The organism is Citrobacter sp. Cu096 (assembly GCF_030332285.1).
GTDB classification, from domain to species: Bacteria; Pseudomonadota; Gammaproteobacteria; order Enterobacterales; family Enterobacteriaceae; genus Citrobacter; species Citrobacter meridianamericanus.
This window is the reverse complement of record NZ_JAOWID010000026.1, coordinates 143,269-170,159: the sequence shown is the minus strand read 5'-3', so window position 1 is coordinate 170,159 and position 26,891 is coordinate 143,269. Positions and strand designations below refer to the sequence as shown.

The following is a 26,891-nucleotide window of genomic DNA, read 5'->3' as shown; positions in this document are numbered from 1 at the left end:
TCAGAGTTTATGTTCGAGCGGCTGATAACCCCGGCTCAACCGGATAAACAGCATTGCTGTAGCGGCGAGTCCGCAAAGTGCCGCACACATCAGCCACCATCCTGGTGAACTTTTATCCCCGGTTAGCTGGACCAGCGCTGTGGATATAACGGGTGTAAGGCCGCCAAAAATAGCTGTGGCAAGGCTGAATGCCAGTGAAAAACCCACTGTACGGACGTAGACAGGCATCACCTCGGTGAGTGCGGCAACCATTGCCCCGTTGTACATACCAAAAAAGAACGAAAACCAAAGCAGAACCAGTGTCATGCGCGTGAAATCTGGTGCGGCGGTGAGCCAGTGCATTACCGGCCAGGTGGTGATCAGAGCGAGTATGGTAATCCCCATTAACACCGGACGACGACCAATTCGGTCAGAAATGGCCCCGCCAATGGGCAGCCAGATAAAGTTAGAAATACCGACCAGCATGGTGACCACCAGGCTGTCGCGAGCGCTCAGGTGGAGTACAGCCCTGCCGTAGGTCGGGGTGTAGACGGTGATGAAGTAAAATGTCGTTGTGGTCATCGCCACCAGCAGCGTACCTGCAGCGATAAGACGCCAGTTTTTGACGATAGTGGTGAAAATTTCCCGAGTGTCGGGGCGGTGCGTGCGTTGTAAAAATGCGTCTGTTTCCTGCAGCGAGCGGCGGAGCACGAAGATCAAAGGAATAATCATGCAACCAATAAAGAAGGGAATGCGCCAGCCCCATTCCGAGATCTCATCATGTCCCAGGGTGGCGTTCAGGCCATAACCAATCAGCGCTGCCACCACAATGGCGACCTGTTGACTGGCGGACTGCCAGCTGGTGTAGAAGCCTTTATTGCCAGGCGTGGCGATTTCAGAAAGATAAACTGAGACGCCGCCTAACTCCACGCCTGCAGAAAATCCCTGTAATAATCGTCCTAGTAATACCAGCACGGGAGCCAGCAGACCAATACTGTGATAGCCGGGTACCAGGGCAATCAGCAGAGTACCGCAGCCCATAATCGCCAGCGTTACCATCAGACCTTTACGACGACCAATTCTGTCGATGTAAGCACCCAGTACAATGGCGCCAACGGGTCGCATTAAGAAACCCGAACCAAAAACGGCGAAAGTTAACATTAGCCCGGCAAATTCACTCTCCGCGGGAAAGAAGGTCTTTGCGATATAGGTGGCGTAAAACCCGAACAGAAAAAAGTCGAACTGTTCGAGGAAATTACCGCTGGTTACCCGCAGTATTGCGCCGAAAGTTCCGGCACGCGATAGATGTTGTGTCATTGGGTTTGCTCCACTGTCTTATCATAATATTTATAGAGGTAAGAGTGTGCGGGTTAGTTGTCTGTGATCCCCGCCTGTTTGCCGCGCCGTTTCTCAATCGCCCACTTGAGTAAGGCTGCGCAGCGGTAAAATCCATGGGCAAATTTTCCGTAAGGAATGGTCAGAAAGAGCGCCATGACCACGCCGAGGTGAATGGCGAGTAAAACAGCCATCCATGACGTGTCTCTTCCCGCCAGAAGCGCTAAACCGGTCAGACTGGTCAGCAGCAGCAGTAAAATAAAACCGCGATCCATCGGTTTTTGCCGTGCGTCGCCATGCAGCGGTGAACGCTTAACGTTCAGCCATAACAAACCCGCTGGGCCGATAATCAGGCCAATACCGCCTAATGTGCCCAATATTACCGGCACGCTGAGGAACGGATAGGGCGCTTCAATACCTGCGAAATAGTGATAGCCCGTCGCCACCACTGTGGCGGCAAAACAGAGCATAAAACCGTAGAAGGTAAAGTGATGGTAACGGCGGCGCATCAGGGTGAAGGCATCATCTGCTTCGTTACACCCTTTGCCGTGCCCACCATCGAGATATTTCAGCGTCAGCGCATTGTGTGAGGCTTCAGCAATGTCGGTGGAAAGCGGTATTCCCGGAGAAATTTCGCGCCAGAATCGGATAACGCCCGCCATCAGCAGAACGATTGCCAGAATAAAGACTGAACCAAACATCCAGGCCAGCAGGTTATGCGGGAAAATTTGATAGAAATCACCGGCCAGTGGAGGATGGAGTAACGAGCCCTTTAACCCCATGGCGAGAAGTAAAAACAGGATCAGACCGAAAACCAGTGCCAGCGTCACGGTGACGCCAGCACGACGATAAAGCGCACCAAAGGCGGCGGGTTGTGCGTAGTGCTGATAGGTTTCCAGCCGGACTTCCGCCATTGCCTTCGGCACGTTGATGGCAAATTCATGAGGCGGGGCATACTGACACGCGTGCAGGCAGGCGCCGCAGTTATGGCACAGGTTCGCCAGATAGTTGATATCCGCTTTACCGAATTCCAGACGCTGCGTCATTGCCGGGAACACGGCGCAAAATCCTTCACAATAGCGGCAGGCGTTACACACCTGCATCACACGTTCAACTTCAGCTTCCGACTCGGTGATGATTTGCGCGTCGATGATCAATTTCTCAAGCTGTTTCATAACGTACCTCCTTCTGTGCTGCCAGAGCAGCCTCCTTTCCGGCAATGCGGCCAAAAGTGGTGCCGATCGACATCCCCACGCCTGCGGTGTAGCCCTTGCCCAGCACATTGCCTGCCATCATCTCTCCGGCGACGAACAGGTTGCGGCTTGGAAGCCCTGCAAAGTGTACGGCAGCGCGTTCATTCACTTTCAATCCGAGATAGGTGAAGGTGATCCCTGGCCGCAGGGCATACCCGTAGTAAGGCGGCTGGTCCAGCGGTCGCGCCCAGTGTGTCTTTGCGGGGGCTAACGCTTTCGTCGTGCAGTTATCCAGAATGGTATGGTCGAAATGGCCTGGCTGGCAGGCGTTGTTATACTGCGTTACGGTGTGGGTAAAACGTTCAGCATTGAGACCCAACTGATGCGCCAGATCCGCCAGCGTATTGGCCTGTGCGCCAGGAAAGACCGGTGGCATGAAGTGGCCGATGGCCTTACTGTCGATAATGGAGTAACCAATCTGCCCTGGCTGTTGGGCGACCAGTCGTCCCCAGATGGCGTAGCGTTTGGGCCAGAAATCTTCGCCTTCATCATAAAAACGCTCAGCGTCACGGTTGACGACAATGCCAAGCGAAACGCAGTCCACGCGGGTGCATATTCCGCCGTCATATAATGGTGCTCTGGCATCAATGGCTACACAGTGTGACTGGGAGGGGTCGCCGATGATGTCCGCCCCGGCGTCGATCATAAATTTGAGCAGTACGCCCTGATTAAAGCGTGTGCCGCGAATCAGGAAGTTATCCGCAGGCCACTCACCGCGTTCATTTTCCCCCCAGGCTTCACGTAGCCATTCGCGGTTTGATTCAAACCCGCCAGCGGCAAGCACGCAGGATTTCGCTGTAATACGCTCTTTGCCCGCCAGCGCCGCCACGAATTCGCCGTTATGCAGTTCAAGCGCCTGTACCGGGGTGTTATAGCGGATTTGCACACCTAACTTTTCTGCGCTGCGATAATAGGCATTCACGAGGGCTTTCCCGCCGCCCATAAAAAAGGCGTTGGTTCGCGCCACGTGTAAAGCGCCAGAGAGGGGAGGTTGAAAATTCACGCCGTGTCGGCGCATCCAGTCGCGGCATTGTGAAGAGGTGCGGATCACCAGACGTGCCAAGGCTTCGTTGGTATTGCCCTCCGTGACGCGCTGCAGATCCTGCCAATACTCCTCTTCAGGGTAGCTTTCCACCAGCACATCCTGCGGCGCATCATGCATACAGCGCAGATTACGCGTGTGTTGGGAGTTTCCCCCGCGCCATTCCCGGGGGGCTGCTTCGAGCAGGAGTACCGAAGCTCCTTGCTCCCGGGCGGTTAGGGCAGCACATAACGCGGCATTGCCACCGCCAATCACCAGAACGTCAACCATCGTATACTCCATTACCATTTAACTAATTGTTAAATTTGTAATTGAAATGTATACGTGCAGCTTGTGCGGGCGCTATAACGCAGTGCTAAAGGGGGTTTTAGTTATTGTAAAGGATAGCGCCAGGCCAGCGTCCCGCTTCTACCAGTTGATGCATCACTTTCGTCAGCACCACGCGGGCTGCGAGCCCCGCCGGGGTGAGTTCATCGTCAGAGAGGCTGACCAGAAAGTTGGGGCGACTCAGTATTGGATTATGGACGCCGATCACTCTTAGCGTCTCTTTATCGAGATGGGAAATTGCCGCGCCGGGCTGGAGAGTAGCGCCGATCCCACTGCGAACGGCGCGCATTAGTAGCGCCAGACCATCAATTTCTGTTGCGATCTCAATGCGTAGCGCGTGTTCCTGACAAATCGCTTCCAGTCTGCCGCGCAGACCGTGGCCTGGGCTAGGCATTATCAATGGAATATGTGCCAATTGGGCTGGAGCAATATTGTCATCAGTAATATCAGCCAGTAAAGCATGAGTGCCAATTAAAAACAGCCGCTCTTCGAGAATCGGTCTGGCGCTCCAGCGCAGGAGCTTTTCTTTTTGAAACACAACGGCCAGGTCAATCTGACGAGTGCTGATCATTCGTTCCAGGTTACCAGAGAGGCTTTCCACCACATGCAGACGGACATCACTATAGGTCTCTCGCATGGCGTTGATAAAAGGCATGCCGAGAATGGAAGCGGTACTGGGGGCCATGCCGACGCTGACGTGTCCGGAAAGGCGGGATTCTCGTGCGGCGAGGATTGCATCGTCTGCGTGACGGAGCGCCAGCTGCGCCTGGGCGTAAAATGCCAGCCCGGCGCTGGTGGGCGTCACGCCACGCGAGGTGCGTTGCAGCAGGCGAATAGCAAGTTCATTTTCCAGGCGGGACATTTGCTGGCTGAGTGCCGAAACCCCAATATTGAGATCGAGCGCCGCACTACCCATGCTGCCAGTTTCGACAATGCGAACAAAATAACGTAGCTGGCGAAGTTCCATTTCGATTCTCCGGAAGGGACAATTGATTTTTACATTAAAGCAACACAAGAGTGGAGGGAAGGGGGGAACGGGCTGAAAACGTGCATAAAAAAAGCCAACCGGATGGTTGGCTTTTCAGAAAGCATCACATTACTTGCCGTCGTGCGCGTGCTCATCTTCGCGACAATCACCTTCGGCGCAGTGACCGTAAAGATACAGGCTATGGTTGGTTAAACGAATACCATGTTTAGCCGCAATCTCACGCTGGCGCGCTTCGATGGAATCATCGCTGAACTCGACCACTTTGCCGCAGTCGAGGCAAATGAGGTGATCGTGATGATGCTGTTGAGTCAGTTCGAAGACGGATTTACCACCTTCAAAATTATGGCGGGTCACGATACCGGCATCATCAAACTGGTTCAGCACGCGATACACGGTCGCCAGACCAATTTCTTCACCCATATCGATCAGGCGTTTGTACAAGTCTTCCGCACTGACGTGATGGTTATCCGGTTCCTGAAGAACTTCCAGAATTTTTAAACGAGGAAGCGTTACTTTCAGGCCAGCCTTCTTTAATGCGGTATTGTTGTCAGTCATGCGGAATCTGTCCTGTAGCTAAACGATTCACTTCATTAACAGAAGTGACAGAAATTGCACTTGAGATAATGCGATTCATTATAGAACTGCCATGGCTAAATGAAAACTGCAAGTCTCTGGCAAATATTGTTAATCAAAACGTGGTATCGCCGACAAACACACTGTGCAACACCCGATTGGCATCCAGCCATTGTACAGGGTCAGACGGAAAAGTTACAAATTTGTAGCAATTATTTTGATTGGTTTTATCTATTGATGCGGCGCAGATAGAAATCTACGCCGTACAAAATCAGGCATTGATGATTTCGTCGAGGTGCAGCTCTTCAGAGATCTGCTTAACCCATTTTTCTACGCGCTCTGCGGTCAGCTCAGGCTGACGGTCTTCATCGATAGCCAGCCCGACAAAGTGGTCGTCGTCAGCCAGACCTTTGGACGCTTCAAAGTGATAACCTGCAGTCGGCCAGTGACCAACGATGGTTGCGCCGCGCGGTTCGATGATGTCGCGAATGGTACCTAACGCGTCGCAGAAGTATTCTGCGTAATCTTCCTGGTCGCCGCAGCCGAACAATGCAACCAGTTTACCGTTAAAATCAATGTCTTCGAGGGTAGGGAAGAAATCGTCCCAGTCACACTGTGCTTCACCGTAGTACCAGGTTGGAATGCCAAGCAGCAGAATGTCATACCCTTCGAGATCTTCTTTGCTGCTTTTTGCAATGTCATGAACGTCGGCAACGTCTTTACCAAGCTGTTTTTGAATCATTTTTGCGATATTTTCGGTGTTACCGGTGTCGCTGCCGAAAAAGATGCCAGTGATTGCCATGAGTAAAATAACCTCTTGAAACTTATTGAAATGGTGGTGGCGCATTGCCCACGGATAAGGGCAATCATAGCAGAACAGTCAGGCATGCGGAAACAGCAAACACACAGGACTGCACTCTGTGCTACACGATTTATGATTTAGAGCAGAAATTCAGACTATGCCTGATCGCGCAACGCGCTGAGTTGGGTCATCAGCATCTCTTCGATGAGTTCACTGCGACTCATGTTGCGCGCCTCGGCCAGCTCGTTCAGAGCGTCAACGGCATCAGCGTTCAGTTTCAGTTCGACACGCTTAAGCCCGCGAACTTTATCGCGTTTAAGCTGATTACGTTTGTTAATACGTAACTGTTCATCACGCGAGAACGGATTAGTTTTGGGTCGTCCCGGGCGACGCTCCTGCGCGAACAGATCTAATGTCGTACGGTCCGTTTGTTCTTTGGCCATGATCTTGGTGACTTCGGGGAAACAATCAGCCAGGCGTCTGCCCGGATGGATAGCGCGCCATAATACATCAGCAGGGGAGACACGCCAACGTCCACGCGCGTAATCGCGCACAGACGCTGAGTTTTTAATCAGTTAGCCTGTTCATTCAGATAACGACGGATGGCGCGCAGCACCGCCTCCGGTTTTTCTGCATGCACCCAATGCCCGGCACCTGCTATAACGTGCGCCCGAGCCTGCGGGAATTGCGCCAGCAGTTGGTCACGATACGCTTCGGTAACATACGGTGAATTGCCACCCGGGATAAACAGCGCCGGGTGCTCCCATGCCGGAATGGTCTCCCAACCGACGATATGAGGATATTGATCCCACAGCACAGGAACATTAAAGCGCCACTCGCCGTCAACAAAGGATTTCAGCAGAAACTGGATCACACCTTCTTCATGCAGGTGCTGACGCATAACGCTCGCCGCCTGCTGACGCGAAGAGGATTGCGCGTCAGTTACCGCGTTAATGGCAGCAAAAATCTTATCGTGGCGGCGAACATGGTAGTCAACGGGAGCAATGTCGATGGCGACCAGCCGTTCGACACGTTCAGGGGCCAACGCGGTCAGCGCCATGACGGCTTTGCCACCCATCGAGTGACCAATAAAGATCGCTTTTTCGATCTGCCGATCGTCCAGTGTATCCAGCAGATCTTGCGCCATAGCCGGATAATTCATCTCAGGTGAACGAGGGGAGAGGCCATGATTTCGCATATCAACCTGGATGATATCGTGATCGGCCACTAGATCGCGTGCCAGGATCCCGAGGTTATCCAGACTGCCAAACAGGCCGTGAACCAGGACGATGGGAGAATTATTGTGCAGGTTTTGCGCAGATTGCGCTCGGATATTCAATTTCATGGCAAAGTTCTTTTTTTCACACTGACGGGTTAGGGTATCATGTTGACCATTCTGCCACATGGCTGCAACAACTACGGTTACTCCGAGTTTTGCGTGCCACCAGGCTTGACGCTATCCGCTGTTGGGATTTGCCTTTACACTACGCGTGTTGACCCAACAACTTGTATTCAGCTAAACACTGCACTGGATTAAGATGAAAACGATTGAAGTTGATGATGAACTCTATAGCTATATTGCCAGCCACACCAAGCATATCGGCGAGAGCGCATCCGACATTTTACGGCGTATGTTGAAATTTTCCGCCGCATCACAGCCTGTCATTCCGGTAGTAAAAGAAGTCCGCGCTGTGCAAGCTGTCGTGGAAGCCAAGCCGGTTAACCCCGTAAAAGATAAAGTGCGCGCGATGCGTGAACTGCTGCTGTCCGACGAATACGCTGAACAGAAGAAAGCAGTAAATCGCTTTATGCTGGTGCTGTCTACACTCTATTCACTGGATCACAACGCGTTCGCCGAAGCAACGGAATCGTTGCACGGACGTACGCGCGTTTATTTTGCAGCGGATGAACAGACGCTGTTGAAAAATGGTAATCAAACCAAACCGAAGCACGTGCCAGGCACGCCGTACTGGGTGATCACCAATACCAATACCGGCCGTAAATGCAGCATGGTTGAGCACATCATGCAGTCAATGCAATTCCCTGCGGAATTGATTGAAAAGGTTTGCGGAACAATTTAATCCTTGCATTAGAAGGACCAGGCAATGGCAATCCACAACCGTGCAGGTCAACCTGCACAACAGAGTGATTTGATTAACGTCGCCCAACTGACGGCACAGTACTACGTACTGAAACCAACAGCAGGGAACGCTGAGCACGCCGTCAAGTTCGGTACGTCCGGACATCGCGGCAGTGCAGGTCGTCATAGTTTTAACGAGCCGCATATTCTGGCTATCGCTCAGGCGATTGCTGAAGAGCGTGCGAAAAACGGGATTACTGGCCCGTGCTATGTGGGCAAGGACACCCACGCGTTGTCTGAACCGGCTTTCATCTCTGTACTGGAAGTGCTGGCGGCGAACGGCGTTGATGTCATCGTGCAGGAAAATAACGGCTTTACGCCAACGCCTGCCGTGTCGAATGCAATCCTGGTCCATAATAAAAAAGGCGGCCCGCTGGCTGATGGCATTGTGATCACGCCGTCTCACAACCCGCCGGAAGACGGCGGTATTAAGTACAATCCGCCTAACGGTGGTCCGGCTGATACTAATGTTACCAAAGTGGTTGAAGACAGAGCCAACGCGCTGCTGGCCGACGGTCTGCAAGGCGTGAAGCGCATGTCGCTGGATGCTGCGTTGGCATCCGGTCATGTTAAAGAACAGGATCTGGTGCAGCCTTTCGTGGAAGGACTGGCTGACATCGTCGACATGGCGGCGATTCAGAAAGCGGGCCTGACGCTGGGTGTCGATCCGCTGGGCGGTTCCGGTATCGAATACTGGAAGCGTATTGCGAAGCACTACAACCTCAACCTGACTATTGTTAACGATCACGTTGATCAGACTTTCCGCTTTATGCATCTCGACAAAGACGGTGCGATCCGTATGGACTGCTCCTCCGAGTGCGCGATGGCGGGCCTGCTGGCGCTGCGCGACAAGTTCGATCTCGCTTTTGCCAACGATCCGGATTACGACCGTCATGGCATCGTCACGCCCGCTGGTCTGATGAACCCGAACCACTACCTGGCGGTGGCGATTAACTACCTGTTCCAGCACCGTCCACAGTGGGGCAAAGACGTTGCCGTCGGTAAGACGCTGGTTTCTTCGGCGATGATTGACCGCGTGGTGAATGCTTTAGGGCGTAAACTGGTTGAAGTCCCGGTTGGCTTTAAATGGTTCGTTGACGGTCTGTTTGATGGCAGCTTTGGTTTTGGCGGTGAAGAGAGCGCGGGTGCCTCTTTCCTGCGTTTCGATGGTACACCGTGGTCAACGGATAAAGACGGCATCATCATGTGTCTGTTGGCGGCTGAAATTACCGCAGTGACCGGTAAAAACCCGCAAGAGCACTACAACGAGCTGGCTGCTCGTTTTGGCGCGCCGAGCTACAACCGCCTGCAGGCCAGCGCGACCTCTGCGCAGAAAGCGGCGCTGTCTAAGCTGTCTCCGGAAATGGTGAGTGCCAGCACACTTGCGGGTGACCCGATCACCGCACGTCTGACGTCGGCACCGGGTAACGGTGCTTCTATCGGTGGTCTGAAAGTGATGACCGACAACGGCTGGTTTGCCGCACGTCCTTCCGGTACAGAAGACGCTTACAAGATCTACTGCGAAAGCTTCCTCGGTGAAGAGCACCGCAAGCAGATCGAGAAAGAGGCGGTCGAGATTGTCAGCGAAGTGTTGAAAAACGCGTAAGTACTGTTCGCACTGACGCGTTTTATAGGCCCGGTAAGCTAGCGCTACCGGGCTTTTTTGTGCCGATATTTAACTATGTTTATTTTTCAGTTCAAAACGCGGTGAGACCAGACCATACAGCGTCCAGCCGAGGAAAGTCACGATAGAACCATACAGCATTGCTTCTTCGCCAGAGGAGTAGAGTGCATAGAAGCTGTATAATGCGCCAATAAACGCGACAAAGTTTGCTGGTTTCGCTTTTGACGATGGGACATTCGCCATCTTCTGAATAATAACCAGTGCGGCCATCGACAAGATATACGGGATGATATTCGTCACGACAGCCAGGTTGACCAGCACGTTGAACTGGCTGTTCAGCGACGGGCTGATGGTCATCAGCGATAAGCCACTCTGGATTATTACGATGGTCAGCATTCCCTGAACCGGCGCATCCACTTTAGTTACACGGGAGAAGATTTTCGGGAAGTAACCTTCATCAGCCGACGATTTAAAGACCTGAGCGATAGTAAACTGCCAGCCCAGCAGTGAACCACAGCAGGACATCACCATCAACGCCATGATCACTTTACCGACTTCCGGGGTGAACATCTGCGCAAAGGCCAAACCGAAAGGCGCAGTGGAGTTAGCCAGATCCATATTTGGCACAATCCCGGCGATCACATTGGTCGAAATGATGTAAATCACTGCCGCGCCCAACGTACCGCCCAGTACAGCGATGGGTACGTTGCGCTCCGGATTTTCAACCACTTCGGCGTTAGCGCAGGCCGATTCCAGACCGAGAAAAGCCCACAGGGTCATCGCAATCGAAGAACCGACCGCCGTGAAGAACGGGACGTGGTGTGGGTTCCAGGAGTTAGCGTACAGCGTCGGACTGAACCAGAACCAGCCGATGATGCACAAACCGACAACCGGAATAATAACGCCCCAGACGGTGATACTGCTGAGCTGCCCAGTAATACGTGCCCCGCCAAAGTTAGCGACGGTGCAGATCCACAGCACGCCGATAGTGGCCAGGCCAATCTGCACGGGTGTCAATGTGGCACCAAACAGTTCGGTACCGTAGCCCACGGCGGAGATAGCGATAGCCACGTTGGCAATTAACAGCGAAACGCCATAGGTGTAGTTCGCCATAAAGTTACCGGATTTGCCAAAGGCATATTCAGCATAACCGCCCATACCACCGGATTTACGACTGAACATACCGCATTTTGCGAAGGCCCACGCCAGTGCCATTGAACCGACAGCGGTCACCAGCCACGAGATGATCGAAATGGTGCCGACTTCTGCAAGTTTGGTAGGCAACATGATGATCCCTGAGCCCATCATATTGACCATGGTCAGGATGGTGAGCTGGACGACACCCATTTTGTTGGATTTGGCTTTGCTCATAACATTTCCCCTTTCAACAGATCGTCTTGCGCGTCTTTTGGCTTAATGACATAGCACCACACCTGTTTACGCCCGTCGTGTTCTTCGATGTAGACACCCTGAAGTTCAGGCGCAAAACCCGGCAGCAGATTGATTCCCTCTTCCAGCGCGCTAAAGTAACGCAATACTGAACCACCCCAGATTTCACCCGGAACCATACACAGCACGCCAGGAGGATAAGGCAACGCACCTTCCGCGGCGATTCGGCCTTCCGCGTCCGGTAGTCGCACCAACTCAACTTCACCGCGCAGATAGGCGTAGTTGGCCTCCTGGGGATTCATGCTGACGCGCGGGAAATGATCCTTACGGAACATCTCTTTCTGTAGCTGTTTCACGTTGTGACGGGCGTACAAATCGTGCATTTCCTGACACAGCTGACGCAGGGTATAACCGTCATAACGGGCTTCATGTTGTTTGTAGAGAGAGGGCAGAACCTCAGCCAGCGGGGCATCGGCTTCCAGCAGTTTTTCGAAACGCACCAGCAGGGCGACAAGTTGCTGCATCTTCGCCATATCTTCTGCCGGGGTCATCAGGAACAGGATGGAGTTAAGGTCGCATTTTTCGGGAACTACGCCATTTTCCCGCAGGAAGTTAGCCAGAATGGTGGCCGGAACGCCGAACGTGTCATATTCGCCGTTACGCGTTTTGATCCCCGGTGTGGTGAGCAGCAGTTTGCATGGATCCACAAAGTACTGGTGTTCGGCGTAGCCTTCAAAGGCATGCCAGTGTTCACCAGGAACAAAATGGAAGAAACGTAGATCGCTGGCAATTTCAGCGGTGGAATAAGCCTGCCACGGTTTACCTTCCACCATCTCAGGCACAAATGGCCGGATATGGTGGCAGTTTTCCAGGATCAATTTACGCGTATCAATTCCGTTGACGACGCAGTCCATCCACATGTTGCGCCCGCTGATGCCTTCATGCATTTTGGCGTTGATGTCGAGCGCGGCAAAGAGCGGATAGAACGGGCTGGTGGAGGCGTGCATCATGAACGCGTTATTCATTCGTTTATGGGGCACGTAGCGAGACTGGCCTTTAATATGGCTGTCTTTTTTGTGGATCTGCGATGTCTGGGAGAAACCCGCCTGCTGTTTGTGTACCGACTGGGTGACCAGAATACCAGGATCGTTTTCATTCAGATCCAGCAACAATGGAGAACAATCGGCCATCATCGGAATGAACTGCTCATAGCCCACCCACGCGGAGTCAAACAGGATGTAGTCGCACAGGTGACCGATGTTATCCACTACCTGACGCGCGTTATAGATGGTGCCATCGTAGGTACCTAACTGAATCAAGGCCAGTCGGAATGGACGGACATCATTTTTACGTTTTGGCGCGACTTCACCGATCCTTTCTCGCAGATAGCTTTCTTCAAAGCAGTGAGCGTCAATCCCGCCGATGAAGCCGTACGGGTTGCGTGCAGTCTCCAGATAGACCGGCGTGGCCCCGGCCTGTAATAACGCGCCGTGGTGGTTTGACTTGTGGTTGTTGCGGTCAAACAACACCAGATCGCCTGGGGTGAGCAGCGCGTTAAGCACCACTTTGTTTGATGATGAGGTTCCGTTCAGGACAAAGTAGGTCTTATCCGCGTTGAACACTTTGGCCGCATGCTGTTGGGCGATGCAAGGCGCACCTTCGTGGATCAACAAATCACCCATTGCCACATCGGCATTACACAAATCAGAGCGGAAAAGCGTTTCGCCGAAGTACTCCACAAACTGATTACCCGCAGGATGGCGACGGAAAAATTCGCCCCCCTGATGACCTGGACAATCAAATGCGCTGTTACCCTGATTGACGTAATCGACCAATGCGCGGAAGAACGGGGGACGTAGTTGCGTTTCGTAGTGGCTGGCGGCGGTTTCTAACTGACGACCATAAAATGCTGAGCGGGCTTCATTGCATTCGAATACGCCGGAGATCCGTGGCAGATACTCTGCTGGAACACGCTCTTCATTTTCGGTGGCGATAAAAACGGGAATGCCGTAGCCGGTGGCGTCAATTTCATCGAGTTTTCCTCGTTCAATATCATTGATGGATAACACGATGGCAGCAACATCAATGAAATTACTTTCATCGATATTTACGCAGGAGCGCTGCGTAGAAAAACAATCAGGACAGGAACGGCTTACGGCAATTTTTAATTCAGACATTTTCATCTCTTTATTTTAGGTAATAGCAGGTCCTCAATTTCTCAAATGAGAAATTGATAACTCCGGAAAAAAAGCAAAGTAATACCGCTGATAAATAAATCAGTAAATTGCTTTTTTGAAGATGCAATAAACCCTAACCGGTCCGGTCACAGGTAATACAGGGTTATGCAGGGAGAGCACTGTGGATACAGGCATTATACCCGTCGTCTTTCAAGCTGCATCTGTGTTGGCTTTACTCGCTTATCCCAGTCACGTACTGATGTACGCTCCCGGGCTTCGCTGCATCGCCGTCTTGATGCAACTCGAAATCTATTGGGTATATATCTGCGATACAGAGAGTCAGGATGACCTGTATACTGGAGTGCCCTTAGTCGGAAGACTAACGGGCATTAAAGAAATGAAAGTCGAAACTATTGCGGTGGGCAAACATCATAATATGCGTTGTTCGCCTTATATGTGGCATTGTACGGCTATTATTTTCCATTTTGGTTACCTTTACTGGATAAGTGGAAGGTGTGGGTATTTTATCCAGGAAATGGCTATGAACTGTGAAGAAGATCAATAAAAAATGATCGTTTCCAAAATATTTAGTCGCCGATTATGCATATCGTGAGATAAGATGCTGTTTTGTTGTTTATATGTTATTTATTTGTATTTTATTATTTTGAGTATAACCTTATCGGCTGCGTAATAAATATTATGCAGCCTTAAGGATAATAGATAATATATTTGTTATTTAATCAAAATAAATGAATAAAAATTCAAGGCATAAACCGATAACCAATTCCGGTCTCGGTCAGAAAATGACGCGGGCGGGCCGGGTCCAGTTCCAGCTTCTGGCGCAAGTGTCCCATATAAATGCGCAGATAGTGACTGTGTTCGACGGCGTTTGGTCCCCAAACCTGATTCAATAACTGACGTTGCGTCAGTACCTTCCCGGCATTATTCAGCAGTACCGCCAACAGGCGAAACTCAATCGGCGTCAAGTGAATTTCTTCATCACCTCGGTGTACGAGGCGAGCAGCGATATCCACTTTAACATTAGAAAAATGTACGACCGGTTCGGGAGACGTCCCACTGGCGTGGCGACGCAATGCCACGCGCAATCGCGCCTGTAGCTCGCCAATACCAAAAGGTTTGCTGAGATAGTCATCGGCTCCGGCATCCAGCGCGGCGATTTTATCGCTTTCCTCACTGCGGGCTGAAAGCACAATCACTGGAATCGCGCTCCATTGACGCAGGTCGCGAATAAAATCAATGCCGTCGCCATCCGGCAGGCCAAGATCGAGAATGATGAGATCGGGTTTTCGCGTGGCGGCTTCCAGCAGACCGCGTTGCAGCGTTTCCGCTTCAAATACACGTAGGCCATCGGCCTCCAGCGCGGTGCGCAGAAAGCGGCGAATGGCCTGTTCATCTTCAACAATCAGTACGTTCGTCACATATCCTCATGAAAATCTTCAAGTTGAGGGGGGATTTCCTGGGGCAGTGTAACACGAAAACATGCTCCTCCCTGCGCGCGATTGTGGACAGAAATAGTCCCGCCATGCACGTCCACAATGGCCTGACAAATTGCCAGCCCCAGCCCGACGCCTGGCACCGATGACTCTTTATTCCCTCGGGAGAACTTGTCAAAAACGCGCTGTTCCATACCCGACGGAACACCCGGCCCATTATCCCAGACGTCTAATTGCAGGTGTTCTCCATTGACGCTGGCATCAATACCGATCTGCGCCTGTGGACCCGCGTATTTGACGGCGTTTTCCAGCAGGTTAATCAGCACCCGTTCAAAGAGTGGGCCATCGACGTGAATCAATGTCAACGGTTCTGGTAACGACAGATTTATTGGGGCAGAGAGACCTGGCTCCAGCATCTGCAGGGCGCTACCCACCACCTCTTCCAGCGTTAACCACTCCTTCTTAAGATTAAAGCCGCCAGACTGAATTCGCGCCATATCCAGCAGGTTATTCACCAGTCGGGTCGTGTTCAGAACGTGCTGGCGAATCTCGCTGGCCTGGCGTGCGTGCGGCGATCCCTCGCTTGCCAGATCCAGCGTTAAGATTTCTGCCTGGCCGAACAACACCGTCAATGGCGTGCGCAAATCGTGGGACAGGGCTGCGAGCAGGGCGTTGCGAATACTTTCGCGCTCGCTGGCAAAGCGAGCCTGCTCTTCGCTGGCAGTCAGCGTCAGGCGCTCCAGCGCACTGGCGACCAGCAACGTGAAGGTTTCCAGCAGGCGTTGCTGTTCAGGGATCATCAGTTGGCGTAAATTTCCCGGTTCCACGATCAGCAATCCATGCGTTTTGTCGGCGCTTTTTAACGGTAAAATTTGATACGGCACGCCGGGTAACGTATCGGTGCCTGCGCCGGCGGGTTGCCCTTTATCAAAGCTCCATTGGGCAATGGCGTCATCCCACGGTGTCATGCCCTGTTGATGAGTGAGAGGGGCCAGCTTACCGTTTTCGCCGGGCAGTAAAACCTGGCTACGGGCCTGAAACGTTGAAGCGATAAACTGTTCGCTGGTGGCGGCGATATCCGTCTGACTGCGTCCGACGGCCAACGCTTTGGACATCTCATACAAATGACGCGTACGCTGTTCACGATAACGCGCTACCCGTGCCTGATACCGCACCCCGGCGGTCAGATTACCGATAACCAGCCCTACCGTGAGCATTACGGCAAAGGTAAGCAGGTACTGGACGTCGGAAACGGCCAGCGTCCCGCGCGGAGCAATAAAGAAGAGATCGAAGCTGGCGACGTTAATAAAAGTGGCCAGAACGGACGGCCAGCGTCCGTAAAAGAGTGCGATAACCACCACGCCCAATAAATAGATCATCACCAGGTTGGCGGCGTCAAACGCCATCAGCCACTGCATGGCGATTAGCGTAATGATGGCGCATAGCGCAACAGCGACCACGCACCCCTGAATTTGTACCCGCCATTTATCCTTAAAGGTACGGCTGTCTGCGGTTTGCAGCACTGGACGTGAAGGGGGCTCATCGAGGGCGACAATCATCAGGTCGAGATCGGGTGCGCGGTGGGCCAGTTTGTCGGCAAAGGAGTCGCTGCGCCACCAGCGTCGCGTCGTTGGACGCCCGAGCACAATTTTTCCCAGATTATGCTCGCGGGCATAGCGGATTACCGCTTTGTCTTCGGCGGGATCGGAAAGGGTGGCGGTTTCTGCGCCTAACTCCTGGGCCAGTCGCAGAGCGCTTAAAATCGCGCGGCGCTGTTTTTCGGGCAGTCGGTGCAGCGCTGGCGTTTCGACATACACCGCATGCCAGACGCTACCCAGACGCGCTGCCAGACGTGCGGCGGCACGTACCAGTTTTTCGCTGCCGGTGTTGTGCCCAATGCACAGTAAAATAGCGTCGCGGGTATGCCAGACTTTTTCTTCACCCGGACGTCCCCGCCAGGCGCGCATCTGATCGTCCACCCGATCGGCCGTACGGCGCAGGGCCAGTTCACGTAGTGCAATCAGATTACCTTTGCGAAAGAAATGCTCGATGGCTCTTTCCGCCTGGCCGGCGATGTAGACCTTGCCTTCGTTCAGACGCTGGCGTAAATCGTCGGGGGGAAGATCGACCAACACCACATCGTCGGCGGCATCGAAAAAAGGATCGGGGACGGTTTCGCGAACCTGAATGCCGGTAACGCCGCTGACCACATCATTGAGACTTTCCAGATGTTGCACGTTGACGGTAGTAAAAACGTCAATGCCAGCTTCCAGCAGCTCTTCAATGTCCTGCCAACGCTTAGGATGCCGTGAGCCTGGCGCATTACTGTGCGCCAGTTCATCCATCAAAATGAGCGCCGGACGGCGGGCCAGCGCAGCGTCGAGATCGAACTCGCTGATATGACGACCATGACGTGACTGCCGCTTGAGCGGCAGGATGCTGAGACCGTCCAGCAGCGCGGCGGTCTCTTTGCGCCCGTGGGTTTCCACCACGCCAATCAGCACATCTAACCCTTGCGCCCGCAGTCGCTGGGCCTCCGCCAGCATGGCCCAGGTTTTGCCGACGCCCGCGCAGGCACCGAAGAAAATTTTCAGTTTTCCCCGGTGCGGAGCGGTGGTCTGCTCCAGCAGGCGATCGGGGTCGGGGCGTAACGGTTCGTTATGCATGTCCTTTTTCTCAGTGCTTATCCAGCGCTAAATTAAGTTCCACCAGGTTCACCACCGGCTGGCCGATAAAACTGACCAACGGCTTTTGCGTATATTGTGCAACCAACCGCGTAACCTCTTCAACGCTGAGGTTGCGAGCCTGCGCCACACGGGGAATTTGCCAGGCTACTGCGGCTGGCGTCAGGTTGTTATCCAGTCCGCTGGAAGAAGCTGTTACCAGTTCAACCGGAACCGCAGGATTTGCCTGCGGGTTGGCGGCACGCAGCGCGGCAATCCGGCTTTGTAGCTGTTTATCCAGTTCCGGGTTGCTGGCTGCCAGATTACTGCCGCCTGAAGCCATTGGATTATAGGGCATTTCCGCTGTCGCTGAGGGGCGTCCCTGAAAATAACCGGCAGCGGTAAACTGTTGCCCAATAAGCTCAGAGCCGCGAACAGTCTCACCTTCGCGCAGAAGCGAACCGTTAGCCTGGTGGGGAAACCACCATTGCCCCAACGCAGTGGTCAGCAGCGGATAAGCACCACCGGTGATAAGCATCAGGAAAATCAATGTTGATAATGCAGGACGTAATCCACTCATCTGAAACCTCACACCAGACCCAGCAGGGTCAGCAGTAAATCAATCGCTTTGATACCGATAAACGGCACAACCAAACCGCCCAGACCATAGATCCACAAATTGCGGCGCAACATCGCGGATGCGGACAACGGTTTGTAGCTCACGCCTTTCAGCGCCAGTGGGATTAGAAAGACGATGACCAGCGCGTTAAAGATGACCGCGCTGAGGATCGCCGAGTCCGGCGAATGCAGCCCCATCACGTTCAGCGCGTTGAGCTGCGGGTAGGTGGCGGCGAATGCGGCCGGGATGATGGCAAAATACTTCGCTACGTCGTTGGCGATACTGAAGGTGGTCAGCGAACCGCGCGTCATCAGCATCTGTTTACCAATGTGCACCACTTCAATCAGTTTGGTGGGATTGGAGTCGAGGTCCACCATGTTGCCCGCTTCTTTCGCTGCCTGGGTTCCGGAGTTCATGGCAACGGCAACATCGGCCTGCGCAAGGGCTGGAGCATCGTTGGTTCCGTCGCCGGTCATCGCCACCAGACGACCTTCCGCCTGATACTGACGAATTAGCGCCAGCTTGGCTTCCGGTGTGGCTTCCGCTAAGAAGTCATCCACACCGGCTTCTGCGGCGATTGCTGCGGCGGTCAGGCGGTTGTCACCGGTGATCATCACCGTTTTGATCCCCATTTTACGCAGTTGGGCAAAACGTTCTTTAATTCCGCCTTTTACGATATCTTTCAGGGCAATCACACCCAGTACGTGAGAGCCTTCGGCCACCACCAGCGGCGTTGCGCCAAGACGAGCGACGTTTTCGACCTTCTGCTCCACATCGGCAGGAAAGTGGCCGCCGTTGGCTTCAACGTGACGACGAATGGCATCAACCGAGCCTTTGCGGATCATACGGTTGTCAATGTTGATGCCGCTCATCCGGCTTTGGGCGGTAAACGGCACAAAGGTGGCGTGCAGCGATTGCACGTCGCGAATACGCAGATTAAAGCGCTGTTTAGCCAGGACAACAATGCTGCGGCCTTCCGGTGTTTCATCGGCCAGGGATGAAAGCTGCGCGGCATCGGCCAGCGTTTTGACGTCTACACCCTGAGCGGGCAGAAAATCTGAAGCCTGACGATTACCCAGCGTAATAGTGCCTGTTTTATCCAGCAGTAGTACGTCCACATCACCTGCCGCCTCTACGGCACGTCCGCTGGTGGCGATGACGTTCGCGCCCAGCATACGGCTCATCCCGGCGACGCCAATCGCGGAGAGCAGCCCGCCTATCGTCGTAGGGATTAAACACACCAGCAGCGCAACCAACACCGTGACGCTGACTGCGCTTCCTCCCCAGGCGGAAAACGGCCATAGCGTGGCGGTCGCCAACAAAAAGATAATGGTCAGGGCAATCAGCAGGATTGTCAGGGCGATTTCATTGGGCGTTTTACGCCGCTGTGCGCCTTCAACCATGGCGATCATCCGGTCGAGGAACGTTTCACCGGGGTTTACGCTGCATTCGATAACCAGCCAGTCGGAGAGAATGCGGGTGCCGCCAGTGACGGAGGCGAAATCACCACCGGATTCACGAATCACAGGTGCGGATTCACCGGTAATGGCACTTTCATCTACCGACGCGCCGCCTTCGATCACCTCGCCGTCACACGGAATAATATCGCCAGCTTCCACCAGCACGATGTCGCCTTTACGTAGATCATCTGCGGGGACGTGATCCATCGCCGCGCCGTATTTCGGTTCGCGAAGTTTGCGGGCGAAGGCGGTTTTTTTGACGCCTTTCAGGCTGTTGGCCTGAGCTTTACTGCGTCCTTCCGCCAGCGCTTCAGCAAAATTGGCGAACAGAACGGTAATCCACAGCCACAGACTTATCGCGCCGGTAAACCTCGGGCTGCCCGGCATATGGCCTGTTGCCATCGCCACGGTTAACAGGGTCGTTAACAGACTGCCCAACCAGACGATAAACATCACCGGATTACGCCACTGGGTATGTGGGCTTAATTTTTTCACGGCGTCCATCAGCGCTTGTGCGACCAGAGAGGGTTCGAACAGCGCCAGTTGCTTGCGACTCATAGTAATGTGCTCCGCATCACTTAGTGTAATGACAGGTATTCTGCGACTGGGCCAAGCGCCAGGGCAGGAACAAAGGTGAGAGCGCCAACCAGTAACACCGTACCGATTAACAACCCAACAAACAGTGCGCCATGGGTAGGTAGCGTGCCGGGGCTTGCTGGCTGGATCTTTTTACTGACCAGCGATCCGGCAATCGCCATCACGGGAATGATCACGCCGAAGCGGCCGAAGAACATGCACAAGGCCAGCAGGCAGTTCCAGAACGGGCTATTGGCGCTTAATCCGGCGAATGCGCTACCGTTATTGTTCGAGGCAGACGACACGGCATACAGCACTTCGCTAAACCCGTGTGGACCCGGGTTTAGCATGGCGCTGCGGCCAGCTTCGGACATCATCGCTATCGCCGTACCGAGCAGAACCAGCGTAGGGGTGACCAGAATCGCCAACGCGGTCATTTTCATTTCGCGCACGTCGATTTTCTTACCCAGATATTCCGGCGTGCGGCCAATCATTAACCCAGCGATAAATACCGCCAGCAACACGAATAACAGCATGCCATACAGACCTGAACCCACACCGCCGAAGACCACTTCGCCAATCTGCATTAACCACATCGGTACCATGCCGCCCAGTGCAGTGAAGGAGTCATGCATCGCATCAACAGCACCGCAGGATGCGGCTGTCGTGACGACGGCAAACAGACTCGTGGCCAGCACGCCAAAGCGGTTCTCTTTACCTTCCATGTTGATATTGCTGTCTGCACCGAATGCCATCAGGTGCGGGTTGCCCTGAACTTCGGCCCACATCACGACGGCTACGCAGACCACAAAAATCAGTGACATGGCCCACAGTAGGGTCCGCCCCTGGCGGCGATCGCCCACCACATCACCAAAGGCAAAACACAAGGCGGTGGGAATTAAGAAAATGGCCAGCATTTGGACCAGGTTGGTCAGCGCGGTTGGGTTTTCAAACGGATGTGATGAGTTTGCATTAAAGAAACCACCGCCGTTTGTACCGAGCATCTTAATCGCTTCCTGTGAGGCGACCGGCCCCATTGGCAGCAGTTGTTTCACCCCTTCAAGGGTGGTAATGGGCTGATAAGGCAATAGATTTTGCAACGTACCTTGCTGAATGAAGAACAGAGCAATGATCAACGCGATGGGAACCAGGATCCACAGCGTAATGCGAATCAAATCGACCCAGGCGTTGCCCAGCGTATTCATACTCTGGCGCGTGAAGGCGCGAGTCAGGGCAAAAATCACCGCAATACCGGTCGCCGCAGACAGGAAGTTCTGCACGGTCAACCCGGCCATCTGGCTGAAATAGCTTAAGGTGGTTTCGCCAGCATAGGATTGCCAGTTGGTATTAGTGACAAAACTCACTGCGGTGTTGAGCGCCAGATCCCACGAAAGCCCTGGCAGTTGCTGTGGATTTAACGGCAGCAGGTTTTGCGCCATCAGCATCGAAAACAGGACCAACAGGCCAAGCACATTGAGCGCGAGGATAGCCAGCAAATACTGCCGCCAGTTCATCTCCTGCTGCGAGATGCCCAGACCGCGCCAGAGCAGATGCTCCACGCCAGCCAGACCCGGCAGGGATGTATTGTTGATCAGTCGAGCCAGCCCGAACCCTAACGGTCTGGCGATGACAAACAGCACCAGCAAGAAACTGGCAATAAGTAAGAATCCTTGGGCCGCCATCAGAACGCCTCCGCATTAATCAGGGCATACACCAGGTAACCTAATAATAAAAAGACCAGCACAATGCCGGTTATCACGCCTGCACTCACAGTGCACCTCCAGTGGCATAAATGTGATAACCAGAGCGTAGATTTTTACCTGCAAAGATTTCGCAAAAATCAGCGGGCGGGGTATAAAAAAAGTATAAAAATGGCAAAAACCATTATTTAACTAATGATTAGTATTAATTTAACTTTTATGTAACTTAATTACAGTTTTAAGCTAAACGGAGCATCAATAGATAAAAATAAGTGGTCGGATGAGTAGCAAAATTACACACAAAGCGGTATTATTTTCATCAGTTAACCAAATTTATTTTTCCGGTGCGATTCACCGAACAGATATATGGGAGAGGATTATGGACTTATATAAAGAGTATCCAGCACACATTGTTTTCTTACGCCGTACCTTTGCCGTTGTGGCGGGCGTGCTGGCGCTACCGGTCATGCTTTTCTGGAAAGACCGCGCCCGTTTTTACAGCTATCTGCATCGCGTATGGTCTAAAACCAGCGATAAACCGGTGTGGATGGAGCAGGCTGAAAAAGCCACCTGCGATTTCTACTAAGTTATCGTTCTTGCTCAAAAAAACCGCTCACAGCAATGTGGCGGTTTTTTTTTATGTGCAGATGTCTACACTTGTCGGTGTAATGAACAAAGCGTGGCAATGACTAATTTATATCCGGGAGTATTATGACCACCCATCTGGTCTGGTTTCGACGTGATTTACGTCTGCATGACAACCTCGCGTTAGCGGCAGCCTGTCGCGATCCTTCCGCGCAAGTTTTAGCGCTCTATATCTCTACTCCTGAGCAGTGGAAAGCCCACGAAATGGCCCCACGTCAGGCTGCGTTTGTGAATGCGCAGTTGAATGCCTTGCAGGCGGCGTTGACGGAAAAGGGCATCCCGCTCTTGTTTGATGAAGTTGCAGATTTCGCGGCCAGCGTAGAAACCGTCAAAAACGTCTGCGCACAGCATAACGTCAGCCGGTTATTTTATAACTATCAATACGAAATAAACGAACGTCAGCGTGATGCCGCCGTCGAGAAATCATTACTCCATGTGGTGTGCGAAGGTTTTGACGACAGCGTGATCCTGCCTCCGGGGTCAGTCATGACCGGCAATCATGAGATGTATAAAGTCTTTACACCGTTTAAAAATGCCTGGCTGAAGCGAGTTAAAGAGGGGGTTCCAGAATGCGTTAGCGCGCCGAAGGTGAGAGAAAGCGGTGCGCTTGATGTTCCGTTAACATCAATAACGCTGAGCTATTCGCAGCAAGATTTTGATGCGCAGCTATTTGCGGCAGAAGAGAAATTAGCGATCGCGCAATTACGTAAGTTTTGCCAGCAGGCCGCGGGAGAATATGAGCAACTACGTGATTTTCCGGCGGTTGACGGTACCAGCCGATTGTCCGCGAACCTGGCGACAGGCGGGCTTTCGCCGCGCCAGTGCCTGAATCGACTGATCGCGGAGCAGCCGCAGGCTCTGGAGGGCGGGGCGGGCAGCGTCTGGCTGAACGAACTTATTTGGCGTGAATTTTATCGTCATCTGATGGCTTATCATCCGGCGCTGTGCCGGCATCAGCCGTTCATCCGTTGGACCGATCGTGTGCAATGGCAGAATAACCCGACACATTTGCAGGCCTGGCAAACGGGGAATACCGGATACCCTATTGTCGATGCGGCGATGCGTCAGCTCAACGCTACAGGCTGGATGCATAATCGATTACGCATGATTACGGCCAGTTTTTTAGTCAAAGATCTGCTAATCGACTGGCGTAAAGGCGAGCAATATTTTATGTCGCAGCTGATCGATGGCGATCTGGCGGCCAATAACGGTGGCTGGCAGTGGGCTGCCTCAACCGGAACCGACGCTGCGCCGTATTTCCGTATCTTTAACCCTACAACTCAGGGCGAAAAATTTGACCGTGACGGCGAGTTTATCCGCCAATGGCTGCCGGAACTGCGTGAAGTGCCGGGGAAAGCCATTCATGACCCGTGGACGTGGGCTGAAAAAGCGCAGGTGTCGCTCAACTATCCTCGTCCGATTGTCGATCACAAACAGGCAAGGCTGGCAACGCTGGCGGCCTATGAGGCGGCACGTAAAGGATAGCGTAAACCATGTTGGAGCAGGGAATAGATCGCGAAATGGTAAAACTGGTGACAGGTGTTTCTGAAACGGATTTGGCTGTAAGCCATGCATAATCGCCAAAAAACAGGCCCGAATCTTATCACATCATCGGGCCTGTACATTCAGGACTCTACTGCCAGCGGACGGTTTCTGAATTTAAGCGACTGGTATAACCAAATCAGCAGCACCAGCACCACGCAGGCCAACGCGCCCCAGGTAATTTCGCTAAAGACATCAATATACGCATTGATCGAATAGTTGATCGCCCCCGCACTGTCAAACGAGCCTTGCGACGTCTGATCGGCGATAACGCCTGCCAGATAGTTGGCGATGGCGCCGGAAAGCAGCATATAAATGCCTGTTAATACGCCGGTCACCCCAGGGATCTCGATACGCGTAATTTGCGACATCGCCACCGGGTCGATAAACAGTTCGGCAAAGCCCATGACCGCCAGCCCCAATACCATCAGCGGCATGGAAGAGTGGCCGTAGGCTGCGGACCAGCGGGCGCTTAAGGTCAGAATGCAGAACCCTGCGCTCATTAAACCGAGGCCCAGGGCGAATTTACCCCAGATACGTACGGTTCGATTGCCGCCAACGCTTTCTTTGACTACCCAGGCCAGCAAGATACCGCACAGCATAACGGCAAAGGCGTTAACCGACTGGAACATCGCGGTCGGGACGGAATACCCCAAAATATCGCGATTAACGAAGCGGTCAATATACAGGCTAATCGAGCTGCCGCCCTGTTGAGAAAAGGCCCAGAACAGCAGGCTGAAGAAGGTCAGCGTCACGATAAGCCCCAATTCTTTGCGCTGCTTCTGGTTTTGCGCCTGACGGTAAATCTTCGCCAGAACCGCCAGACCAATAACCGTGGCAACGATCAGTGCGTAAACGGACCACTCTTTCCAGAACAGGACGGTAATCAGCAACGGTGCTGCAACCAGCAGAACTAACAGCCAGGCCCAGTTTGGCAGCATATACTTTTTCGCACACAGCACGGTTTTGTTGACGCCAGTGGTATGAGCGAAATGGCGATTACCGCATAAGAAAATCACCAACCCTGCCAGCATGCCAATCGCAGCCAGCGCAAAACCCATCGCCCAACTGTACTCTTCCTGCACGTAACCGCAGGCAATGGGCGCAATGATCGAACCGATGTTACCGGCTGCGTAGAGCAGAGAGAATCCACCGTCGCGGCGCGGATCTTCAGGCTGATACAATTCGCCCAGCAGGCAACTGATATTGGATTTAAACAGACCGTAGCCGCAGACAATAATCGCCAGCGACAAATAAAGGAACGCCGGAGCCATTTCACTGGCGCCCAGGACCAGATGTCCCACCGCCATTAAAAATGCGCCGATCATTACCGCCATACGATTGCCGAGCACCTTATCGGCCAGGTACCCCCCGAGAATAGGCGTGACGTAGACCAGAGAGCAATAGGCGCTGAACAGTTCATATGCGTGATTATCGTCGTACTTCAGCTGGTTGGTGAGATAGAGGATCAGCAGTGCACGCATGCCGTAAAAACTGAAGTATTCCCAGATTTGTAGCGCGACGACGTAGTAAATCGCCCGCGGTTGAGATGCTTGTTTATTCATTATTTTCTCGAAGTCAATGCCTCGCGACTGGCCTAACGTGCTGCGCGAGTGTGTTTCCTTAAAGTTGTAACTTTGATACAGATCTGATTATTTTTGCAATATGCTGTCTGATTGCATAAATATACATGAATTAGATCGCGTGAGGGGAAGCAAATTGCCTTCAAAGATGGTGTGATTGTTTCTTGATGTGTCAGTGAAATGGCTATCGACGAATGCTGGCGGGGACGCTATTTTAACCTAAGCTGTGATGCTGATTGGGCAGGCAGAACTAATGACTACGAGGACGACGATGAAAAACACCGAACTGGAACAACTGATCAACGACAAACTGAACAGCGCCGCCATTAGCGACTATGCGCCGAATGGTTTGCAGGTTGAGGGCAAAGAAACGGTGCATAAAATCGTGACCGGCGTGACCGCAAGTCAGGCGTTACTGGACGAGGCGGTACGCCTGCAGGCGGATGCGGTCATCGTTCATCATGGTTATTTCTGGAAAGGTGAATCCCCGGTAATTCGCGGCATGAAGCGCCATCGTCTGAAAACGCTGCTGGAAAATGATATCAACTTGTATGGCTGGCACCTGCCGCTGGACGCTCATCCCGAGCTGGGGAATAACGCGCAACTGGCCGCGCTGTTGGGGATTACTGTGATGGGGGAAATCGAGCCCCTGGTGCCATGGGGAGAACTCTCCATGCCGGTTCCGGGGCTGGAACTGGCATCGTGGATTGAAGCGCGTTTAGGCCGTAAACCGTTATGGTGCGGTGATACCGGGCCGGAAACCGTTCAGCGCGTCGCCTGGTGTACGGGAGGCGGTCAAAGTTTTATTGATAGCGCAGCCCGGTTTGGCGTCGACGCTTTCATCACCGGTGAAGTTTCAGAGCAAACCATTCATTCGGCCCGCGAACAAGGGCTGCATTTTTATGCTGCCGGCCACCATGCGACCGAACGTGGCGGCATTCGCGCATTAAGTGATTGGCTCAATGAAAATACCGATCTGGACGTGACCTTTATCGATATTCCTAATCCGGCGTAATAAAG

Annotated in this window: 25 protein-coding genes; 6 read left to right on the top strand and 19 right to left on the bottom strand. The window is 53.1% G+C overall.

Annotated features, from left to right (window positions below; all coding sequences use genetic code 11):
• The 9 genes from OGX99_RS12090 to ybfF form a co-directional block, all read right to left on the bottom strand.
• Positions 1-1,296: an MFS transporter gene (locus tag OGX99_RS12090; RefSeq protein ID WP_286543663.1), complete on the bottom strand. Its 1,296-nt coding sequence runs from the start codon at positions 1,294-1,296 to the stop codon at positions 1-3.
• Between the two features lie 53 nt (positions 1,297-1,349).
• Entirely contained in the window at positions 1,350-2,489 is a 1,140-nt protein-coding gene (gene tcuB, locus OGX99_RS12085; protein WP_151219522.1) for a tricarballylate utilization 4Fe-4S protein TcuB, read from the bottom strand.
• Positions 2,476-3,879 (bottom strand): FAD-dependent tricarballylate dehydrogenase TcuA, encoded by a 1,404-nt coding sequence (tcuA, locus tag OGX99_RS12080; protein ID WP_210904824.1) that lies wholly within the window; start codon positions 3,877-3,879, stop codon positions 2,476-2,478. The genes tcuB and tcuA overlap by 14 nt, the downstream gene beginning before the upstream one ends.
• Before the next feature lie 97 nt (positions 3,880-3,976).
• Positions 3,977-4,903: a tricarballylate utilization LysR family transcriptional regulator TcuR gene (tcuR, locus tag OGX99_RS12075; RefSeq protein ID WP_151219523.1), complete on the bottom strand. Its 927-nt coding sequence runs from the start codon at positions 4,901-4,903 to the stop codon at positions 3,977-3,979.
• A 129-nt stretch (positions 4,904-5,032) separates the two neighbouring features.
• Positions 5,033-5,479 (bottom strand): ferric iron uptake transcriptional regulator, encoded by a 447-nt coding sequence (fur, locus tag OGX99_RS12070; protein WP_003022836.1) that lies wholly within the window; start codon positions 5,477-5,479, stop codon positions 5,033-5,035.
• Complete coding sequence (locus tag OGX99_RS12065) at positions 5,472-5,558, bottom strand: ryhB-regulated fur leader peptide (RefSeq protein WP_049259739.1); 87 nt, start codon at positions 5,556-5,558, stop codon at positions 5,472-5,474. Before OGX99_RS12065 ends, fur begins: the two co-directional genes overlap by 8 nt.
• Positions 5,559-5,768: 210 nt before the next feature.
• On the bottom strand, positions 5,769-6,299 hold the full coding sequence (gene fldA, locus OGX99_RS12060) for a flavodoxin FldA (RefSeq protein ID WP_003022839.1): 531 nt from the start codon (positions 6,297-6,299) through the stop codon (positions 5,769-5,771).
• Positions 6,300-6,454: 155 nt separating this feature from the next.
• The gene (gene ybfE, locus OGX99_RS12055) at positions 6,455-6,742 is read right to left on the bottom strand and encodes a LexA regulated protein (RefSeq protein WP_151219688.1); all 288 of its coding nucleotides are present in this window, start codon (positions 6,740-6,742) and stop codon (positions 6,455-6,457) included.
• Positions 6,743-6,870: 128 nt separating this feature from the next.
• Positions 6,871-7,644 carry an esterase gene (gene ybfF, locus OGX99_RS12050; protein ID WP_286543660.1) on the bottom strand — a complete coding sequence of 258 codons (774 nt, stop codon included), beginning with the start codon at positions 7,642-7,644 and terminating at the stop codon, positions 6,871-6,873.
• 193 nt (positions 7,645-7,837) lie between these two features.
• Between ybfF and seqA the strand changes: the two genes are divergently transcribed.
• Both seqA and pgm read left to right on the top strand, forming a co-directional pair.
• Positions 7,838-8,380 (top strand): replication initiation negative regulator SeqA, encoded by a 543-nt coding sequence (gene seqA / locus OGX99_RS12045; RefSeq protein WP_151219526.1) that lies wholly within the window; start codon positions 7,838-7,840, stop codon positions 8,378-8,380.
• A 24-nt stretch (positions 8,381-8,404) separates the two neighbouring features.
• Entirely contained in the window at positions 8,405-10,045 is a 1,641-nt protein-coding gene (gene pgm, locus OGX99_RS12040) for a phosphoglucomutase (alpha-D-glucose-1,6-bisphosphate-dependent) (RefSeq protein WP_187252807.1), read from the top strand.
• A 69-nt stretch (positions 10,046-10,114) separates the two neighbouring features.
• On the opposite strand, the gene potE is transcribed toward pgm, so the two are convergent.
• From potE to kdpF, 9 genes are all read right to left on the bottom strand, one after another.
• Positions 10,115-11,434: a putrescine-ornithine antiporter gene (gene potE / locus OGX99_RS12035; RefSeq protein ID WP_151219527.1), complete on the bottom strand. Its 1,320-nt coding sequence runs from the start codon at positions 11,432-11,434 to the stop codon at positions 10,115-10,117.
• Complete coding sequence (gene speF, locus OGX99_RS12030) at positions 11,431-13,629, bottom strand: ornithine decarboxylase SpeF (RefSeq protein ID WP_286543658.1); 2,199 nt, start codon at positions 13,627-13,629, stop codon at positions 11,431-11,433. The genes potE and speF overlap by 4 nt, the downstream gene beginning before the upstream one ends.
• A gap of 379 nt (positions 13,630-14,008) precedes the next feature.
• Positions 14,009-14,113, bottom strand: coding sequence for a leader peptide SpeFL (speFL, locus tag OGX99_RS12025; RefSeq protein ID WP_114149115.1), 105 nt, complete (start codon positions 14,111-14,113; stop codon positions 14,009-14,011).
• Between the two features lie 277 nt (positions 14,114-14,390).
• The gene (kdpE, locus tag OGX99_RS12020) at positions 14,391-15,068 is read right to left on the bottom strand and encodes a two-component system response regulator KdpE (RefSeq protein ID WP_005121396.1); all 678 of its coding nucleotides are present in this window, start codon (positions 15,066-15,068) and stop codon (positions 14,391-14,393) included.
• Complete coding sequence (kdpD, locus tag OGX99_RS12015) at positions 15,065-17,749, bottom strand: two-component system sensor histidine kinase KdpD (protein WP_210904826.1); 2,685 nt, start codon at positions 17,747-17,749, stop codon at positions 15,065-15,067. The genes kdpE and kdpD overlap by 4 nt, the downstream gene beginning before the upstream one ends.
• A 10-nt stretch (positions 17,750-17,759) precedes the next feature.
• The gene (kdpC, locus tag OGX99_RS12010) at positions 17,760-18,326 is read right to left on the bottom strand and encodes a potassium-transporting ATPase subunit KdpC (RefSeq protein WP_286543656.1); all 567 of its coding nucleotides are present in this window, start codon (positions 18,324-18,326) and stop codon (positions 17,760-17,762) included.
• An 8-nt stretch (positions 18,327-18,334) separates the two neighbouring features.
• Positions 18,335-20,383, bottom strand: coding sequence for a potassium-transporting ATPase subunit KdpB (kdpB, locus tag OGX99_RS12005; protein ID WP_151219531.1), 2,049 nt, complete (start codon positions 20,381-20,383; stop codon positions 18,335-18,337).
• Between the two features lie 20 nt (positions 20,384-20,403).
• On the bottom strand, positions 20,404-22,083 hold the full coding sequence (gene kdpA, locus OGX99_RS12000) for a potassium-transporting ATPase subunit KdpA (RefSeq protein WP_286543654.1): 1,680 nt from the start codon (positions 22,081-22,083) through the stop codon (positions 20,404-20,406).
• A complete protein-coding gene (kdpF, locus tag OGX99_RS11995; RefSeq protein ID WP_001670793.1) occupies positions 22,083-22,172 on the bottom strand; it encodes a K(+)-transporting ATPase subunit F in 90 nt (29 codons plus the stop codon). The genes kdpA and kdpF overlap by 1 nt, the downstream gene beginning before the upstream one ends.
• 308 nt (positions 22,173-22,480) lie before the next feature.
• Between kdpF and OGX99_RS11990 the strand changes: the two genes are divergently transcribed.
• The 3 genes from OGX99_RS11990 to OGX99_RS23895 all read left to right on the top strand — a co-directional run bounded on the left by OGX99_RS11990 (position 22,481) and on the right by OGX99_RS23895 (position 24,323).
• Complete coding sequence (locus OGX99_RS11990) at positions 22,481-22,687, top strand: YbfA family protein (RefSeq protein ID WP_151219533.1); 207 nt, start codon at positions 22,481-22,483, stop codon at positions 22,685-22,687.
• 125 nt (positions 22,688-22,812) lie between these two features.
• Positions 22,813-24,231 (top strand): deoxyribodipyrimidine photo-lyase, encoded by a 1,419-nt coding sequence (phrB, locus tag OGX99_RS11985; RefSeq protein WP_151219534.1) that lies wholly within the window; start codon positions 22,813-22,815, stop codon positions 24,229-24,231.
• Between the two features lie 8 nt (positions 24,232-24,239).
• Positions 24,240-24,323: an Rpn/YhgA-type helix-turn-helix domain-containing protein gene (locus OGX99_RS23895; RefSeq protein WP_497496740.1), complete on the top strand. Its 84-nt coding sequence runs from the start codon at positions 24,240-24,242 to the stop codon at positions 24,321-24,323.
• 48 nt (positions 24,324-24,371) lie between these two features.
• Here the strand turns inward: OGX99_RS23895 and dtpD are convergent, their stop codons facing one another.
• Positions 24,372-25,853: a dipeptide permease DtpD gene (dtpD, locus tag OGX99_RS11980; RefSeq protein ID WP_286543652.1), complete on the bottom strand. Its 1,482-nt coding sequence runs from the start codon at positions 25,851-25,853 to the stop codon at positions 24,372-24,374.
• A 289-nt stretch (positions 25,854-26,142) separates the two neighbouring features.
• On the opposite strand from dtpD, the gene ybgI reads away from it, so the two are divergent.
• A complete protein-coding gene (gene ybgI / locus OGX99_RS11975; RefSeq protein ID WP_071696195.1) occupies positions 26,143-26,886 on the top strand; it encodes a radiation resistance protein YbgI in 744 nt (247 codons plus the stop codon).
• Positions 26,887-26,891 lie beyond the last annotated feature (5 nt).

Excerpts from the sequence above, each read along its gene's own strand:
- kdpD (WP_210904826.1), bottom strand. The coding sequence starts at position 17,749 with ATGCATAACGAACCGTTACGCCCCGACCCCGATCGCCTGCTGGAGCAG.
- dtpD (WP_286543652.1), bottom strand. The coding sequence starts at position 25,853 with ATGAATAAACAAGCATCTCAACCGCGGGCGATTTACTACGTCGTCGCG.
- OGX99_RS23895 (WP_497496740.1), top strand. The coding sequence starts at position 24,240 with ATGTTGGAGCAGGGAATAGATCGCGAAATGGTAAAACTGGTGACAGGT.
- OGX99_RS12065 (WP_049259739.1), bottom strand. The coding sequence starts at position 5,558 with ATGAATCGCATTATCTCAAGTGCAATTTCTGTCACTTCTGTTAATGAA.
- speF (WP_286543658.1), bottom strand. The coding sequence starts at position 13,629 with ATGTCTGAATTAAAAATTGCCGTAAGCCGTTCCTGTCCTGATTGTTTT.
- ybgI (WP_071696195.1), top strand. The coding sequence starts at position 26,143 with ATGAAAAACACCGAACTGGAACAACTGATCAACGACAAACTGAACAGC.
- kdpC (WP_286543656.1), bottom strand. The coding sequence starts at position 18,326 with ATGAGTGGATTACGTCCTGCATTATCAACATTGATTTTCCTGATGCTT.
- pgm (WP_187252807.1), top strand. The coding sequence starts at position 8,405 with ATGGCAATCCACAACCGTGCAGGTCAACCTGCACAACAGAGTGATTTG.
- speFL (WP_114149115.1), bottom strand. The coding sequence starts at position 14,113 with ATGGAAAATAATAGCCGTACAATGCCACATATAAGGCGAACAACGCAT.
- tcuA (WP_210904824.1), bottom strand. The coding sequence starts at position 3,879 with ATGGTTGACGTTCTGGTGATTGGCGGTGGCAATGCCGCGTTATGTGCT.
- ybfF (WP_286543660.1), bottom strand. The coding sequence starts at position 7,644 with ATGAAATTGAATATCCGAGCGCAATCTGCGCAAAACCTGCACAATAAT.
- tcuB (WP_151219522.1), bottom strand. The coding sequence starts at position 2,489 with ATGAAACAGCTTGAGAAATTGATCATCGACGCGCAAATCATCACCGAG.
- tcuR (WP_151219523.1), bottom strand. The coding sequence starts at position 4,903 with ATGGAACTTCGCCAGCTACGTTATTTTGTTCGCATTGTCGAAACTGGC.
- OGX99_RS11990 (WP_151219533.1), top strand. The coding sequence starts at position 22,481 with ATGGACTTATATAAAGAGTATCCAGCACACATTGTTTTCTTACGCCGT.
- OGX99_RS12090 (WP_286543663.1), bottom strand. The coding sequence starts at position 1,296 with ATGACACAACATCTATCGCGTGCCGGAACTTTCGGCGCAATACTGCGG.
- kdpA (WP_286543654.1), bottom strand. The coding sequence starts at position 22,083 with ATGGCGGCCCAAGGATTCTTACTTATTGCCAGTTTCTTGCTGGTGCTG.
- kdpB (WP_151219531.1), bottom strand. The coding sequence starts at position 20,383 with ATGAGTCGCAAGCAACTGGCGCTGTTCGAACCCTCTCTGGTCGCACAA.
- seqA (WP_151219526.1), top strand. The coding sequence starts at position 7,838 with ATGAAAACGATTGAAGTTGATGATGAACTCTATAGCTATATTGCCAGC.
- potE (WP_151219527.1), bottom strand. The coding sequence starts at position 11,434 with ATGAGCAAAGCCAAATCCAACAAAATGGGTGTCGTCCAGCTCACCATC.
- fldA (WP_003022839.1), bottom strand. The coding sequence starts at position 6,299 with ATGGCAATCACTGGCATCTTTTTCGGCAGCGACACCGGTAACACCGAA.
- ybfE (WP_151219688.1), bottom strand. The coding sequence starts at position 6,742 with ATGGCCAAAGAACAAACGGACCGTACGACATTAGATCTGTTCGCGCAG.
- fur (WP_003022836.1), bottom strand. The coding sequence starts at position 5,479 with ATGACTGACAACAATACCGCATTAAAGAAGGCTGGCCTGAAAGTAACG.
- phrB (WP_151219534.1), top strand. The coding sequence starts at position 22,813 with ATGACCACCCATCTGGTCTGGTTTCGACGTGATTTACGTCTGCATGAC.